Annotated in this window: 11 protein-coding genes; 5 read left to right on the top strand and 6 right to left on the bottom strand. The window is 70.9% G+C overall.

The genetic code is table 11. The features are described 5' to 3' along the window. Positions 1 to 120: 120 nt before the first annotated feature. The gene (locus AQJ64_RS10780) at positions 121 to 1632 is read left to right on the top strand and encodes a hypothetical protein (RefSeq protein WP_055635269.1); all 1512 of its coding nucleotides are present in this window, start codon (positions 121 to 123) and stop codon (positions 1630 to 1632) included. Here AQJ64_RS10780 and AQJ64_RS10775 read toward each other — a convergent pair. Next, the gene (locus AQJ64_RS10775; RefSeq protein WP_055635268.1) at positions 1605 to 2378 is read right to left on the bottom strand and encodes a polysaccharide deacetylase family protein; all 774 of its coding nucleotides are present in this window, start codon (positions 2376 to 2378) and stop codon (positions 1605 to 1607) included. The two genes, AQJ64_RS10780 and AQJ64_RS10775, sit on opposite strands and share 28 nt — an antisense overlap. A 348-nt stretch (positions 2379 to 2726) precedes the next feature. Here AQJ64_RS10775 and AQJ64_RS10770 point away from each other — a divergent pair, with 348 nt between their 5' ends. Next, positions 2727 to 4283 carry a multicopper oxidase family protein gene (locus AQJ64_RS10770; RefSeq protein ID WP_059202585.1) on the top strand — a complete coding sequence of 519 codons (1557 nt, stop codon included), beginning with the start codon at positions 2727 to 2729 and terminating at the stop codon, positions 4281 to 4283. 60 nt (positions 4284 to 4343) lie between these two features. On the opposite strand, the gene glpK is transcribed toward AQJ64_RS10770, so the two are convergent. Beyond that, a complete protein-coding gene (gene glpK, locus AQJ64_RS10765; RefSeq protein ID WP_055635063.1) occupies positions 4344 to 5861 on the bottom strand; it encodes a glycerol kinase GlpK in 1518 nt (505 codons plus the stop codon). 27 nt (positions 5862 to 5888) lie between these two features. Next, positions 5889 to 6734 carry an MIP/aquaporin family protein gene (locus tag AQJ64_RS10760; RefSeq protein ID WP_055635062.1) on the bottom strand — a complete coding sequence of 282 codons (846 nt, stop codon included), beginning with the start codon at positions 6732 to 6734 and terminating at the stop codon, positions 5889 to 5891. 243 nt (positions 6735 to 6977) lie between these two features. On the opposite strand from AQJ64_RS10760, the gene AQJ64_RS10755 reads away from it, so the two are divergent. After that, positions 6978 to 7937, top strand: a complete 960-nt coding sequence (locus AQJ64_RS10755) for a peptidoglycan-binding domain-containing protein (RefSeq protein ID WP_063788760.1) — start codon at positions 6978 to 6980, stop codon at positions 7935 to 7937. A 6-nt stretch (positions 7938 to 7943) separates the two neighbouring features. Here the strand turns inward: AQJ64_RS10755 and AQJ64_RS10750 are convergent, their stop codons facing one another. The 3 genes from AQJ64_RS10750 to AQJ64_RS10740 form a co-directional block, all read right to left on the bottom strand. Further along, complete coding sequence (locus AQJ64_RS10750; protein WP_055635060.1) at positions 7944 to 9437, bottom strand: family 43 glycosylhydrolase; 1494 nt, start codon at positions 9435 to 9437, stop codon at positions 7944 to 7946. Beyond that, positions 9434 to 12691 carry a discoidin domain-containing protein gene (locus AQJ64_RS10745; protein ID WP_055635059.1) on the bottom strand — a complete coding sequence of 1086 codons (3258 nt, stop codon included), beginning with the start codon at positions 12689 to 12691 and terminating at the stop codon, positions 9434 to 9436. Before AQJ64_RS10745 ends, AQJ64_RS10750 begins: the two co-directional genes overlap by 4 nt. A gap of 129 nt (positions 12692 to 12820) precedes the next feature. Beyond that, positions 12821 to 13849 (bottom strand): LacI family DNA-binding transcriptional regulator, encoded by a 1029-nt coding sequence (locus tag AQJ64_RS10740; RefSeq protein ID WP_055635058.1) that lies wholly within the window; start codon positions 13847 to 13849, stop codon positions 12821 to 12823. Between the two features lie 152 nt (positions 13850 to 14001). On the opposite strand from AQJ64_RS10740, the gene AQJ64_RS10735 reads away from it, so the two are divergent. Then, on the top strand, positions 14002 to 15312 hold the full coding sequence (locus AQJ64_RS10735) for an ABC transporter substrate-binding protein (RefSeq protein WP_055635057.1): 1311 nt from the start codon (positions 14002 to 14004) through the stop codon (positions 15310 to 15312). Positions 15313 to 15338: 26 nt separating this feature from the next. Beyond that, positions 15339 to 16214 (top strand): carbohydrate ABC transporter permease, encoded by an 876-nt coding sequence (locus tag AQJ64_RS10730; protein WP_099054000.1) that lies wholly within the window; start codon positions 15339 to 15341, stop codon positions 16212 to 16214. The last annotated feature ends 6 nt before the right edge of the window (positions 16215 to 16220 follow it).

The raw sequence follows: 16220 nt of genomic DNA, 5'->3' as shown, positions 1-16220 counted from the left end.
GTTCGGCCCCGTCCCGCAGGCCCGCTCCGGTCCCGGCTGGGACGTTGGCCCGTGGGGGATCTCCCGGTCTCCCGTCCGGACGATCGCCGTGACCTGCCGTCGTGGGGGCCAGGGGGAGTGGTGAGTGACAGCCAGCAGGCCACGCTGACCGGTGCGCGCGGGCCCGGCTCCCCGAGGGCGGGCGGTGCCCCGTGGCGGTCCCGGGCAGACGTCGGGCCGCTCTCCGTGGCCGGCGCGTTCACGGTGGCCCAACTCCTGCTCGTGCGGCCGGGGATGGGGCTCGGCTGGGACGAGTCGGTCTATGTCAGCCAGGTCTCCGCGCACGCCCCGGCCGCGTTCTTCAGCGCCCCGCGCGCCCGTGGTGTCCCGCTGCTGGTGGCACCGGTCGCGGCCTGGTCGTCGTCCGTCGTGCCGCTGAGGATCTACCTGGCCGTCCTGTCCGGGCTGGGGCTCTTCCTCGCCCTGCGCGCCTGGCGCGGGGTCCTGCCCGCCCGGGTGCTCACGACCGCCGGCGCCCTGTTCGCCACCCTGTGGGTGACGCTGTTCTACGGCCCGCAGGCCATGCCCAACCACTGGGTCGGCGTCGGCGCGCTGGCCGCCACGGGGTGCTTCCTGCGCCCCCGGTCCCGGCCCGCCCTGTGGGGGCTGGCGCTGAGCGCCGCGCTCATGGCCTGGATGCGCCCCACGGACGCCGTGTGGGCGACCCTGCCGCTGCTCGTCCTCCTGGTGGGCGTACGGCGGTGGCGGCACCCGGCGCCGCTGCTGGCACTGGTCGGCGGGCTCGCCCTCGGGGCCGCCGAGTGGGTGATCGAGGCGTACGTCTCCTACGGCGGACCGGCGCGGCGCCTGTCCGACGCCTCCCGCATCCAGGGCGGCCTCGGCTGGAACCTCGCCGTCACGGACCAGGTGCGCGCCCTGTCGGGACGTACGCTGTGCCGCCCGTGCACCGGAGACCTGCCCGCCGTCGTGCTCACCCTGTGGTGGTGGGCCCTGCCGCCGCTCGCCGTCGGCGCGGCCGTCGTCGCCGTCCGCGCCCGGCGCCCGGCCCTCACCCTGGTGCCGCTGGCCTGCGCCGCGTCGGCGGCCTTCCCCTACCTGTTCCTGATCGGCTACGCGGCACCCCGGTTCCTGCTGCCCGCCTACGCGCTGCTCGCCGTGCCGGTCGCCGATCTCCTCGTGCGCGCCGTCAGGGCGCCGGGGCGGATCCGGCGGCGGCTGACGGTGGCTCTGGTGCCCCTCGCCCTGGCCGTGCACCTGACCGTGCAGTTCGTGGTGCTGGACCACACCGTGCGGCGCGCCACCGCCGCCCACCGCGAGTGGTCCCGCACCGCGGCCGCGCTGCACCGCCTGGGCGTCCGTCCGCCCTGCCTGCTCACCGGATACGACTACGTCCCGCTCGCCTACTACGCGGGCTGCGCGTCCGCCGCCACCGGCGGCCACGACGCCAACACCACCGAGGCGGCCATCGGCCGCGCCGCCCGGAGCCGGCCCGTCGCGGCCCTCGTACGGCCGGGCGGGACGCCACCCGGCTACGCCCGCTCCTGGACCCCGGTGCGGGCCGGCGTCCTGCTGGCGTACCTCGCGCCGGGACCGCGGGCCGGGCCTCAGCGCACCGGGAATCCGAAGGAGTAGCCCTGCTCCTTGAGCCAGGGCAGGATCTGGCGCAGGGCCTCGACGGTCTGGGAGCGGTCGCCGCCGGCGTCGTGGAAGAGGATCGTCGGCCCGTTGGGCAGTTCCTGCTGGACGGTGGTGACGATGGCGTCGGCTCCCGGGCGCTCGAAGTCCTTGGAGTCCACGTTCCAGCCCAGCGGGCGCATGCCGCGGGAGGCGGCGAGCTTGCGGCTGTACGGGGTGAAGGCACCGCCGGGCGCCCGGTAGTACATCGGCCGGACGCCCCCGGACGCCTTGGTGATCATCCGTTCGGCGTCGAGTATCTGCTGCGACTGGTAGGCCTCGGACTTCTTGTCCATGGTGGTGTCGTGCGACACCGAGTGGTCGCACAGCCGGTGCCCGGCCGCGACCACCTCCTTCACCAGGTCCGGGTGGGCCTGCGCCTGCGTGCCCACCATGCAGAACGTCGCCTTCACCCCGTACTCCCGCAGCACGTCGAGGACCTGCGGGGTCCACTGCGGGTCGGGGCCGTCGTCGATGGTGATGTTGACGCCGCGCGCCCCCTTGTCGGAGGCGTGCGCGATGGTCACGTCCACCGGCTTGATGTCGGCGCCGGGCTTGGCGGAGCTCTCCGCCCGGGGGGACCCGGCACCCGCGGCACCGGCCTGCGCGGTCCACACGGAGGCACCGGCGGCCAGCACCGTCACCCCGAGCGCCGCCCCGACCACCTTGCCGTACCAGCCCCGCCCGTTGCCGTGCCGCGCCATGTCCGCCCGCTTTCCCGCAGTTCCTCGTCGACCCTCGGTCGCCTTCGATCACCTGGCAGGACGAGGATCGGGGGCCGCGGGATCCCTTCGTTACGGAGCACGGACAATTCCGGGGGAGTTCCCGGACAACTCGGCGGTCGACGGCCGGATTTCCGGGCCGATCCGGGGGAGGGAGCGCGACGCCCGGATGGCGGCGTACGCGGCGGCCGGAGAACGGCGGTGCCCCGATCGGCCGCGCCACCCGTGCGCCGGTGACTACTCCTCGTACACTATCATCACACTCCGTGATGACAGGGGTGTGGTGTGTCCGAATCGATGGTCCGACCGCTGCCGTCCTGGAGGCGATTCATGGCATCCGTGCCGCGTCGTGGAGTACTGAAGGGCCTGCCGCTCGCGGCCGGGGCGGCCATCGCGGGGAGGGCGACGAGCGCACACGCCGACACGCGTCCCACGGCGTCCGCGCCCGCGGCCGCCGGCACCCCCTTCCCGCAGCCCGCGACCCGGACCGTCCGGCCCCGCCCGCGCCGGCTGGAGACCCGGCTGACGGTCGCCCTCACCGAGCAGCGGCTGCCCGGCGTCGGCACCGTGCTCACCCGCACCTACGACGGTTCCCTGCCGGGGCCGACCCTGCGGGTGCGCCCCGGGGACTCCCTGCACCTCACACAGGTCAACGCGCTCCCGCCGAACCCCGCGCAGGCCCACCACGACCTCGGTATGAACGTCCCGCACGGCTTCAACACCTTCAACCTGCATCTGCACGGCATGCACGTCGCCCCCACGGGCGAGGCGGACAACGTCTTCCGCTCCTTCGAGCCCGCCGCCACGCCCGGGAAGGCCGCCACCACCTGGCGCAGCGTGGTCGACATCCCCCTCAACCACCCGGCCGGCACGTTCTGGTACCACCCGCACCACCACGGATCCACCGCGACCCAGCTGCTGAACGGCCTGGCCGGTGTGATCATCGTGGAGGGCGACATCGACGCGGTGCCCGAGGTCGCGGCGGCCAAGGACATCGTCGTCTGCATCAACGAGCTGAAGGTGTCCGGCGGCAAGGTGCCCGACCTGACCTCGGAGACCACCTACGAAGACATCACCTCGACCTTCCTGGTCAACGGCGCGGCCAACCCCACCCTGACCATCGCCCCGGGCGAGGTCCAGCGCTGGCGGATCGTCAACGCCGGGGCGCTCACCACGCTCTATCTGACCCTGGACGGCCAGCAGACGCACCAGATCGCCGCCGACGGCATCACGTTCACCAGCCCCGTCCCCGTCACCGCCCTCCAGCTCCCGGTCGGCGGCCGGGCCGACCTGCTGGTCCGCGGCGGCGAGCCCGGCGTCCACCGGCTGACCGCGGGCGGGGTGCGCCAGCCGCTGATGACCCTCAAGGTCACCGGCACCCCCCGCGCGATGGCCCTGCCCACCCGGCTGCCCGGCCGGCCCACCACCCTGCCCGAACCCGCCCGCAAGCGCTCACTGATCTTCCGCAGCTACGAGAACGTCTTCTCCGGGGACTTCCGCAACGCCTACCGCATCCTGGGCGACGGGGAGACCCCGCCCACCGACCCCCAGGCCGGGCGGACCGACCCCCAGTGGGGCCGCTTCCGGCCCGACTACGTCAACCACCGTGTGCGCCTCGGCCAGGTCGAGGAGTGGACCGTCACCAACGACTCCCGCCGCCACGCCCACCACCCCCTCCATCTGCACACCAACCACTTCCTCGTCACCGAGATCAACCACCGCCCGCTGGCCACCCCCGTCTGGCACGACACCGTGGGCCTCCCGCCACACGGTTCGATCACCTTGCGGCTGCGCGCCGAGGACTTCACCGGCCGCTCGATGGTGCACTGCCACCAGTCCCAGCACGAGGACGAGGGCATGATGCAGATCGTCGAGTACGTGCGCTGACCGCATGCGAGCGGCTCCCGGCCGAGGTGGCCGGGAGCCGTGCGCAGGACGGGGGAGGGGCTACTCGACCTTGACCCAGTCGAGCGTGCGCTCCACCGCGCGCTTCCAGCCCGCGTAGCCCTCCGCGCGCCGGTCCTCCGACCACTGCGGCTCCCAGCGCTTGGACTCCTGCCAGTGGGTGCGCAGTTCGTCCTGGCTCTGCCAGAAGCCGGTGGCGAGGCCGGCCGCGTAGGCGGCGCCGAGCGCGGTGGTCTCGGCGACGACCGGACGGCTCACGGGCACACCGAGCACATCGGCCTGGATCTGCATGCACAGATCGTTCGCGGTGATCCCGCCGTCCACCTTCAGGACGTCGAGATGGACCCCGGAGTCCTGCTCCATGGCCTCGACGACATCGCGGCTCTGGTAGCAGATGGCCTCCAGGGTCGCCCGTGCCAGATGCTCGTTGGTGTTGTAGCGGGCGAGCCCGACGATCGCGCCCCGGGCGTCGGAGCGCCAGTACGGTGCGAACAGACCGGAGAACGCGGGGACGAAGTACATGCCGCCGTTGTCCTCGACGGCGCGGGCCAGCGTCTCGCTCTCCGGCGCACTGGTGATGATCTTCATCTGGTCGCGCAGCCACTGCACCGCGGACCCGGTCACCGCGATCGAGCCCTCCAGGGCGTAGATCGCCGGGCTGCCCTGGAACTGGTACGCCACCGTGGTGAGCAGTCCGTTCTGTGAACGCACCAGCTCGGTACCGGTGTTGAGCACCAGGAAGTTGCCGGTGCCGTAGGTGTTCTTCGCCTCGCCCGGCGCGAAGCAGACCTGGCCGACGGTGGCCGCCTGCTGGTCGCCGAGCACACCGGCGATGGGGATGGCCTCGCGCAGCGGGCGGGAGGTCCGGGTGGTCCCGAACGCCTCCGCGTGCGAGGAGGGGTTGATCTTCGGCAGCATCGCCCGGGGGATGTTGAAGAACCCCAGCAGCTCGTCGTCCCAGTCGAGGCTCTCGAGGTCCATCAGCATGGTCCGGCTGGCGTTGGTCACATCGGTGGCGTGGATGCCGCCGTCGGGACCGCCGGTCAGGTTCCACAGGACCCAGGCGTCGGTGTTGCCGAAGAGGGCGTGGCCCTGTTCGGCCGCCTCGCGGACGCCGTCGACGTTCTCCAGGATCCACTGGATCTTCCCGCCCGAGAAGTACGTCGCCGGCGGCAGCCCCGCCTTGCGGCGGATGACGTCGCCCTTGCCCTCGCGTTCCAGGGCGGCGGCGATGGAGTCGGTGCGGGTGTCCTGCCAGACGATGGCGTTGTAGTACGGCCGTCCGTTGCGCGGGTCCCACACCACGGTGGTCTCGCGCTGGTTGGTGATGCCGATCGCCGCAAGGTCGGTCGGGGACAGGTTCCCGTGCCGCAGGGCGTTCTGGATCACGGAGTTGGTGCGCTCCCAGATCTCGACCGGGTCGTGCTCGACCCATCCCGCCTTGGGGAGGATCTGTTCGTGCTCCAGCTGGTGCTTCGCCACCTCGTTGCCGCTGTGGTCGAAGATCATGAAACGGGAACTGGTGGTGCCTTGGTCCACCGCGCCCACGAAGTCCGCCATGGGAGTTTCGCCCTTTCGTCGGGGGTGTCAGTCCTCGGGGACGGGAACGCGCCCCGGGGGTTCCGGCTCCGCCGTCGGCAGGAGTCGTCCGATGAAGAACTTGTAGAGGAACGCGCCCAGCAGGCCGCCGACCAGCGGGCCGACGATCGGCACCCAGAAGTACAAGTTGCCGTACTGGTCTCTCCAGGCTGTGCCGTACCCCGTGATGAAGCTGGCCAGGCGGGGACCGAAGTCACGTGCCGGGTTGATCGCGTAGCCCGCGTCGGTGCCCCAGGCCATGCCGATTCCCACGACGACCAGACCGATGATCCAGGGGGCCAGATTGGCTCCCGGTGGTGTGTTGAGCAGGTCCGTGATGGCCAGGATCAGCAGCAGCAGGATGGCCGTGCCGATGACCTGGTCGCGGAACGCGCCCCACTCGTGGACCGGCAGTTTCGGGTTGCCGTTGGCGGGAAGCGTCGAGAACACACCCTGCGACTTGATGGTGTGGCCGGGGTCGTAGGTACCCAGCGCCTCGGTGTAGTTCCACCGGACGATGAGGGCCGCGACGAACGCGCCGGCCGTCTGCGCCAGCGCATACGGTGCCACCTTGCTCCACGGGAACCCCTTGAATGCGGCCAGGGCCACCGTGACGGCGGGGTTGAGATGGGCCCCGCTCAGCCGGGCCGCGACGTAGACGCCCATGGTGACGCCGATGCCCCACGCCCAGGCGATGCTGTCGTGGTTGCCGAGTCCGCCCGGTGGTGTGGTCAGTCCGCCGCCCGCCACCACCTGGGCCACCACTCCGACGCCGAAGAGGATCAGAATCATGGTCCCGAGGAATTCGGCCGACAGCTCGCCGATCAGTCCAAGTCTTTTCAGCCGCTCAGCCATGGCAGCTCGATTCCCGCCGGCCTCAGGACCGGCCGTAGATTGCCCCGAGTCCTCACGGGATCAGAATAGGACGATCAAGCCCTTACCGCACATACAGAATATTTATCTGCGATGGCTTCGGTGTGGACGCGGTGGCTGTTTCCCGTCGGTCTGGACGCTGTGGTTCCGGATTCCGGGGTGTGTGGGGGATTCGGTGCAGAAAGTTTGGTTGAATTCTGTAGTTCGCAGGGAGGGGAACGGCGCGTGAGTGAACCCACTGGTCCGGTCTGCCCGGAATGCGGTGTGCCCAGGGCGGCGGACGGCAGTCCGGCCTGCTCCTGTGCCCGCCGTGCGGCCGAAGCCCACCTGGAGACCCGCGCGGCGGAGGCGGCGGCCGCCGAGGACTTCGACCCCCTGCGGATACGTCCCTTCGCGGAACCGGCGGTGGCGGACGTGGGCACCGGGGACTTAGCCGGGCCGATCACCGGCCCCGGCGCCGACACCGCACCGGGGCCGGTGACGGAAGACGCCGAGGGGACGGGAGAGGCTGAAGACACCGAGGGGACCGGAGAGGCTGAAGAAGGTGAAGGTGCTGAAGAAGCCGAAGGCGCAGCAGGCGCACCGGGCACCGAGGCGGCCGGAGAGCGGTGGCGGCCCCGGCGGCTCGTGCAGCTCAGCGGGGTGGTGGCGGCCGCCGCGGTGCTGGTGACGGGCGGCGCGATCGCCGCGCTGTTCAGCTACCAGAGCCCCGCACGGGAAGGCGCGGGCCCCGACGACATCCGGGCCAGCGTCCCGGCCGGAGCCACCGGGACCGGCACGGCCGCCGCCCAGCCGTCCGCCACGGCGTCCCCCACGCAGACGTCCGCGAGCCCGACCGCGTCGCCGAGCGACACCCCCTCCGAGAGCGCCTCCGCCCCCAGCGGGTCCGCCGAACCGACCGTGTCCCCGACCGGCACCACCTCCACCGCGGCCCCCGCGCCCAGCCCGACCGGCGGGCAGGCTCCCGTGCTCCGCCCCGGTGACAGCGGACCCGAGGTCACCGAACTCCAGCTCCGCCTGGCACAAGCCGGCTTCTACGACGGTGACGCCGACGGCGAGTACGGCAGCGAGGTCGAGAGCGCCGTCCGCGGCTACCAGTTCGCCCGGCTCGTCCTCATGGACGAGTCGGGCGTCTACGGGAAGGTGACCAGGGCCGCCCTGGAGTCCGAGACCTCGGAGCCCTGAGCCGGTCTACTCGCCCGAGGGGGCAGGCAGGGAGACGCCGAGGGCCACCGGGGTGCCGAAGTTCGGGGTGCCGTCGGCGTTCCAGGTGAACTTCTGCGCCCGGGTCGTACGGTTCATGTCGCAGCCGCCGCTCGCCGAGGAGTTGGCGTGGTACACCATCCAGTCCTCCGTCCCGTCGGGCGACTTGAAGAAGCCGTTGTGGCCGGGTCCGTACACCCCGTTGGCGTTGGACCGCTGGAAGACCGGACTGGGCGACTTGACCCAGGACGAGGAGCTGAGCGGGTCGCCGCCGTTGTAGGTGAGCATGCCCAGCTTGTAGTCGGGTGTGGAGCAGTGGCTCGCCGAGTACACGATGAAGGTCTTCCCGCCGTGCTGGAGGACCTCCGCACCCTCGTTGACCGCGCCGCCGACCGTCTCCCAGCCGTAGGTCGGGGTGGACAGGATCCGGCGGGTGCCGCTCGCGGTCCACGGGTTCGACAGCGGCCGGATGAACATCGGCTGCGAGCCGTTGTAGAAGGTGCCGAGCAGATAGAGGTTCCCGCCCAGCTGGAGGATGCTCGGGTCCAGCTCCCAGGTGTTGTCCTGGGTGGGGTCGAGCAGGTCCGCCTTGAAGCTGTAGGGCCCCGTCGGGTCGAGCCCGGCGCTCTCCAGGACGTGGATCCGCTGGGTGCCCAGGTCGTACGGCTCCCGGCCCGCCGTGTAGTAGAAGTACCAGCGCTTGCCGTTCGGCCCGTCGAGCAGATGGAACTCCGGCGCCCACATCGTGCCCGCTCCGTTGGGCCGGGTGAGGTTGAAGATCACCTGGTCGGTGGCGGTGGCGAGGCCCGCCAGCGTGCTCGCCTTGCGCATGGTGACCGTGGAGTTCCAGGTGGTCGTCGCCAGGTAGTAGAAGCCGTCGTAGTACGTCAGCCAGGGGTCGGGCCCGTGCGGGGAGAGCGGGTTGGTGTAGGTGCCCGCGCTCGTGCCGCCGGCGGTGAAGCCGGGCAGCCGCCACACCCTGCCGTTCGCGGACGAGCACGGCAGCTGCACCAGGTTGGTGTTCGAGGCCGGCGAACCCCCGCTCGGCGCCACGCACTTGCCGGAGCCGACGGAGACCAGGTTGAAGGTCTTGTCCGTCCCGGAGACCGTGACCGGGACGAGCCGCCACTGCTGGTTGGTCGCGCCGTGGCAGGGCCACTGGATGACCGCCGCGTTGTCCGCCGTGGACGCCCCGTGGACATCGACGCACTGTCCGGACTGGGTGGTGATCGTGTAGGTGTCACTCGTGCCGCCGACCGGCGTGTAGCCGAAGCTCTGGTTGGCGCCGGAGGAACAGGCGAAGGCCCGCAGCTGGGCGCCGGCGGTCGTCGAACTGCCCGGTAGGTCGAGGCAGTTGGCGCCGTTCTGGTTGACCCCCGTCGAGCTGAACGTGACGGCGGCGGACGCGGGCGGTGCCACCAGGAAGGCCACCGCCACGGTGAGCAGCGCGAGCAGCGCCGCGAGGTATCTGGACCGGGTCACGGGCTGTACACCTTCGCTTCGAGGAGGCCGACGGAGTTCGAGCCGTTGCTGGTGAGCAGCACCCGCAGACGCGTGGTGCTGGTGGCGGTGAAGGTGACGCTGTCGTACTGGTTCCTCGCCAGCGGATAGCCGCTCGCGCCGGGCACGTCCACATAGGAACTGCCGTTCCAGTACTGGAGTTTCCAGGAGGCGGGCATGTCGATGCCCTGGTCGTCGTCGAAGAAGTACACGTCGGCCCGGTTCAGGGTCTTGGCGGTCGGCCAGGTCAGCTCGGCCCACTGCTGTCCCGTCTCCGGCCAGGTGCCCCAGCGCGGGTTGACGGTGTCGTTGGAGGAGGGCGGGTCGATGCCGTCGTTGACGGCGGTCACGGTCTCCCAGGGGGAGGTGTACGACGCCGTGGCGGTGGCGGAGGACGCCTGGTTGGCGGGTGGCTGGACCCCGCCCCGGTGGAACACCTTGACCTCGGTCAGCCCCGTCCTCGCCCCCGAGGCGTTGGTGGCCAGGACCCGGATCCGCTGGGCGGTGACGGCCGGGAAGCGCACCAGGTTGTAGTTGGCCCTGGGGGCCGCCGGGCTCCTGGTCTGGCTCGGCACGTCCACCCAGGAACTGCCGTTGTGGTACTGGATGGTGTACGCGGAGGGCGCCCGGTAGGTCGTACTCGCCGGGCGGCTGTCCTTGAAGTACAGCCGGACCTCGTTGAGCTGGCGTGCGGTGCCGAGATTCAGCTCGTACCAGTCCTGGGCGCCCGAACCGCCCGCGCCCCAGAAGGGCTCGTTCGTCGGATAGCCGTCGACAGCGCCGGAGGCGGCGGTGCCGGAGCCGGTGGAGGAGGCGGAGACGGTCGCCCCGGCGGCGAGGTTGGCGGGATCACCGGTCAGGTCGACGCCGGCCTTGGCGAGCATGTCGGTCATCCGGGCGCTGTCCTGCACGACCTGGTTGGGTGCCTGGAGGCCGGGGACGGCGGTGTGGAAGGAGACCGTGCCGCTCGTGGTCACCTCACCCGTGGCCGGGTCCCAGGTGAACGGCACCAGCGCGTTCACGGTCGCCGCCCGGCTGCCGTTGACGTAGATCGAATAGCCCTCCGGGACACCCGGGTAGCGCACCACGCCGTCGGAGGGGTCGTCCCAGACGATCGACAGATCGGCGTTGCGGTACCGCAGGTTGTTGACCGTGAAGTGGCTCCAGCCGATGTCGATCGGGGAGAGCTCCACCTTCGCGTCGTTGCGCGGCCGGAGACCCGCGGCGTCCTCGATCACCGTCCAGTTGCTGCTGCCCAGGATGTTGTGGTGGATCCAGGAGCGGTAGGTGATCGCGCTGCCGTTCCAGTCCGCCCAGAACTCGTTGGCGTCCGGCCAGGCGGTGTTGCCGCCGACGTACTGCGCCCAGGTGTTCCAGTAGAGCAGCTTCTTGTAGTCGGTCGCGGTCATCCAGGAGTTGGGGTAGTTGCGCAGCACCGAGGAGTACAGCCGGAACTGGACCGTGGAGTTGATGGTGGAGAAGTTGTTGGAACCGGGTTCGCCGGCGTCGGCCGCCGCCTTCTTGTCGACCTGGTTGGCCGTGTAGAAGGGGAACACCGGGTACTGGGCCGGGTCGTCGTACAGTCGCAACGCCTGCCGGTAGGTCGCGGTGTTCGGGACCGCACCGACCGAGAACGGGTAGTAGTTGTTGATCTCCTTCCAGGGCACCCATTCGTTGGTCGACTTGAGCCGGTGCTCGAACAGCTGCCGGCCGGGGTTCCACAGGACGTTGACGATCGCGTCCTTGATCTGCCCCGCGAGGGTGCGCATCTCGGTCGCCTTGGCGGTGTTGCCGACCGCCTCGTAGGCCTGGGCGGCGGCGAGCGCCCCGCTGTACTGGTAGGCGGACTCGGCGCGGTCCATGTTCCCGGGCTTCCAGTGGAAGGAGACGGCGTCGGCGTCGTTGCCGGTCAGCGCGCCCCAGTCGTACTCGATCAGCTTGTTGTCGTCGTGGTCGTAGTACGCGAGCTGGCCCTTGACGTCCCCCTCGGCGTAGTGGGCCAGACTGCCCGCGATGGCCGGCTGGCCGCCGTGGATCTGGTAGCTGCGCCAGGCAGCCTCGGCGATGTACTGGGTGTAGCTGTTGGACCAGTTCTCCGGATCGCCCGGGTTGTCGAGGAACCGTCCCCCCTTGGAGACCTGGCCGACGCTCAGCCAGTCCCCGTACGCGTAGGACGGATCGCGCAGGTACTTCAGGTCGTCGATGTGCATCGGCTGGGTCAGCGCGATCGCGTTGTTGTAGCCGAGGACGCCCTCGGTGGAGGTCGGGAACTGGAAGGTCTGCCCGGGGATGTCGGCGTCGAGGTTGTTGAAGCGCATCAGCCACCAGCGGTAGTAGATGTTCTTCTTGATCGCCCCTTCCGGTACGTCGATGTAGGGCACGTTCTTCGCCCACCACAGGTTGTAGGCCCGCACGTGGGTGGCGAAGGCGGTCGCGGCCGGGTAACCCGCGTAGGCGTTGTACTCGGTGAGCGACTCCGGGATCTCGTCGGTGACGAAGCCCATCACCAGCTTGGCGGTGACGGTGGCCCCGGCCGCGACGGTGACGGACCGGTTCAGGCCGCCGCCGGAGACCGTGAAGCCGTCGCCGGTCAGCCGGGGGCGGATCGTGGTGAGGTTGTTGTAGGCGTTCACCTGCCCGGTCAGCTCACCGCCCGAGCCGGACGTGGCGTACGGCGAGGTCGCCCGTAGCTGGAGCGTGGTGGACGCGCTGCCGTTGTTCTTGATCGACAGATTGGTCACGGCCACGTTGTTCTCGGTGATGAACTTGGTCTGGGTGACCGCGACCGAGCCGCTGGTGTGCACGCTCTGCCAGTTGCTGGGTGCCTGGCGGCGCTGCGCGACCTGCTCCGTGAAGGTGCCCGGGGTGATCGCGACGGTGTAGGCGTTGTTGTCGCTGATGCTCTCCCAGTAGGCGACATGGCCGCCGAAGCCCAGCACCGAGGGGTCGTGGGTCTTCATGAACAGCGCGCGTCCCCGGCTCATCAGCCAGGGCCCGGCCGGGTCGTCACCGGTGCGGGCCAGCAGCCGGTCCATCCAGAAGTCGGTGCCGGAGCTCTCCGCGTCGTAGATGCTCCGCATCATGTCGCCCGGGGTGTAGGCCACGGGCGGGGCGGGGATCGCGGGCCCGCTGAAGGCGGGGAACCCGATGGTCTGCGCGGCGTGCGCCGACGGGGTGACGAGGAGGGAACAGAAGGTCAGTAACAGAGCGACGAGCAGGGCGTGCGGTCTTCTCATCGAAGGCTCCCTGGGGCGGGGTGACGAGAGGCACGGAAAAGGGACCTGAAAGGTTTTCGGGCACCGTAGGAGCGAGCTGAGGGTGTGTCAAGACAGTGCGGTGAGGCCGGTGTCGGAGGACGGCACGGTTCAGGACAGCGGGGCCGTGGAGCCCCGGATGACCACCCGGCAGCGCAGGCTCTCCACCCCTGAGCGCCGGGCCCCGCCGATCGCCCCCGACAGGGCCTGCGCGGCGGCCCGGCCGACCTGCTCCAGGTTCATGTCGACGCTCGTCAGCGGCGGACGCGAGGCGGCGGTCAGGACCTGCCAGTCGTCGAAGCCCATGACCGCCACGTCCTCCGGCACCCGGTGCCCGCGCTCCCGCAGCACGTCCATCACGCCCCGCGCTATCTGGTCACTGCCGCACAGCACCGCGTCGACCTCGGGATGCCGGTCCAGCAGCAGCGCGGTGGCCGCCCGCCCCCACCCCTCCGACCAGGCCCCGAAGCGTGCCTCGCCGACCGGGGCGAGACCGGCGTCGGCGAGCGCCGCCGCGGCACCCTCGGCCCGGTCGTGGGCCGCGGCGTACCCCGGGTCGCCGGTGATGTGCGCGATCCGGGTCCGGCCGCAGGCCAGCAGATGCTCCACCGCGATCCGCCCGGCGTCCACGTTGTCCGGGACGATCGACAGATCCTGCGGGTCGTCCGACGGCGCGTACGCGTAGACCACCGGAACGGGCAGCTCACGGCCCAGGGACGGGCGGGGATCGGTCCGGCTGCCCACCACGATCAGCCCGTCGACCCGCCGCCCGAGCAGCGCCCGCACATGGTGCTGCTCCCGGATCGCGTCGCCCCGGGCGTCACAGAGGAACACCGCGACCTCGCCCGCGCCGAAGGCGTCCTCCGCGCCCATCAGGATCGGGATGCTGAACCGGCCCTCCAGGTCGCTGGTGAGCAGACCGACCGTGCCGGAGCGCCCCACGAGCAGTCCGCGGGCGAGCTGGTTGGGCCGGAACGACAGCCGCTCGGCCGCCTCGATCACCCGCCGCCGGGTCTCGGCGCGCACCTGGCTGCGGCCGTTGAGGGCCTTGGACGCGGTGGCGACGGACACGCCCGCCAGCCGGGCGACGTCGCTCAGGGTGGCGGGATGCGAACGGGCGGAGCCGGCAGCCGGTGTCATGGGTAAACGGTACGCGAGAAGTTTCGGCGCGACCCCGAAATCCGTTGCGGACGGGGGGATTGACGACACGTCAGACCGGTCCTAGCTTTCAGAAAGCCTTTTCGGTTCATTTCTGCCGAGGATCCGTCGCGGATCCGTCGAGGGGGAACGTCATGGGGAGTACCACCCGATCACGTGGACCGATGAACCGGCTCGTCACCGGTGCCCTCGCGCTGCTCGCCGCCGCGAGCCTGGTCACGGCGTGCGGCTCGGGGGACGACAGCGGCCCCCGCGGCAGCGGGTCGGCCGACGCCAAGGGCCTCGACGACGGCAGCAAGCTGACGATGTGGACCCGGGCCGCGACCCGGCCGCAGAGCGAGGCGCTGGTCGAGGCGTACAACGCCGGCCACAAGAACAAGATCGAGCTGACCGTCGTCCCCACCGACGACTACCAGGCCAAGGTCGGCGCCGCGGCCGGCTCCCGCGACCTGCCCGACCTGTTCGCCTCCGACGTGGTGTTCGTCCCCAACTACACCTCCAGCGGGCTCTTCGCCGACCTCACCGGCCGCATCGACGCGCTGCCCTTCGCCGGCAAGCTGGCCCAGTCGCACATCAAGGCCGGGACGTACGACGGGAAGAAGTACGTCGTCCCCCACACCCTCGATCTGTCGGTGCTGTTCTACAACAAGGACCTCTACCGCAAGGCGGGGCTCGACCCCGAGAAGCCGCCCACCACCCTCGCCGAGTGGGACGCGCAGGCACGGGCCGTGGACGCCCTCGGCTCAGGTGTCGACGGCACCTTCTTCGGCGGCAACTGCGGCGGCTGCGGCGTCTTCACCTGGTGGCCGTCCATCTGGGCCGCCGGCCAGGAGGTCCTCAACGAGGACGGCACCGCGGCCGACCTCGACTCCGCCACCGCGCGGAAGGTCTACGACACCTACCGGGGCTGGGTCCGCGACGACATCGTCGCCCCCGGCGCCAAGGACGAGACCGGCACCACCTGGACCGGCGTCTTCCCCAAGGGAAAGGTCGGGATCATGCCCATGCCGTCGACCACCCTGGGCCTCATGCCCAAGGGCCTCGACCTCGGCGTCGCCCCCATCCCCGGACCCGACGGCGGGAAGTCCACCTTCGTCGGCGGCGACGCCATCGGCATCTCCGCCACCAGCGACAAGGCCGACCAGGCCTGGAACTTCCTCGCCTGGTCCCTCGGCGAGGAGGCCCAGGTCGACGTGGTCGCCGCCCACAAGGACGTGGTCGCCCGCACCGACCTCGCCGCCAACAAGTACTCCTCCGCCGACCCCCGCCAGGTCACCGTCAACCAGCTCGTCGCCGACGGCCGCACCCCCTACGCGCTGAAGTTCGGCCAGACCTTCAACGACCCCAACGGGCCCTGGCTGACCCTCATGCGCGACGCCGTGTTCGGCGACGGCGGATCCCTCGAGAAGGACAACAAGGCCGTCACCGCCTCGCTGGCCGACTGACCGTCGCCGACCGACCGGAGGACAGCATGCGGGTGTCCCGCACGATCCAGGGACTCGGCTACGCGGCCCCCACCGCCCTGTTCGTCACCGTCTTCTTCCTGCTGCCCCTGCTGCTCGTCGGGCAGATGTCCCTCAGCGACTGGCCGCTGCTCGCCGGCGACCGGGGCACCAACGCACCCGAGAACTACACCGACGTCACCGCCAGCACCCTCTTCTGGCCCGCCGTCCGCTTCACCCTCCTCTACACCGCGCTCGTCACCGTCGTCCTCCTCGGCCTCGCCCTCCTCCTCGCCCTCCTCGTCCAGGAGTCCCGCCCCGGCGCCGGCTTCTACCGCACGGTCTACTTCCTCCCCGGCGCCCTGGGCCTGGCCTCCGCCTCCCTCCTCTTCTGGGGCCTGTACAGCCCCACCACCGGTCCCCTCAGCCGCCTGCCGCAGCACCTCGGCCTCGCCGACGACCCGGTGTCCTTCCTCGGCACCCCCACCTCCGCCCTGCTGTCCACGGTGTTCCTCGTCGTCTGGAAGTTCGCCGGCTTCTACATGCTGATCCTGCTCGTGGGCCTCCAGCGCATCCCGCACGAGGTCTACGAGGCCGCCCGCATGGACGGAGCGAGCCGCGCCCAGACCTTCCGCTCGATCACCCTGCCCCTCCTGCGCCCGTCCCTCGCCCTGTCCCTCCTGCTCTGTGTGACCGGATCCCTGCTCGCCTTCGACCAGTTCTTCGTCCTCACCAAGGGCGGACCGGACAACAGCACCGTCACCGTCGTGCAGCTGATCTACCGGGAGGCCTTCCAGCGGATGGACCTCGGTACCGCGGCCGCCCTCTCGATCGTCGTGCTCGGCGCGCTGCTCCTGCTCAACGCCCTGCAGTTCCGGGGGCTGCGCCACGCCGACGAGTCATGAAGCCCA

The organism is Streptomyces griseoruber (genome assembly GCF_001514205.1).
Taxonomy (GTDB): Bacteria; Actinomycetota; Actinomycetes; order Streptomycetales; family Streptomycetaceae; genus Streptomyces; species Streptomyces griseoruber.
This window is presented reverse-complemented; position numbering and strand designations above follow the sequence as displayed.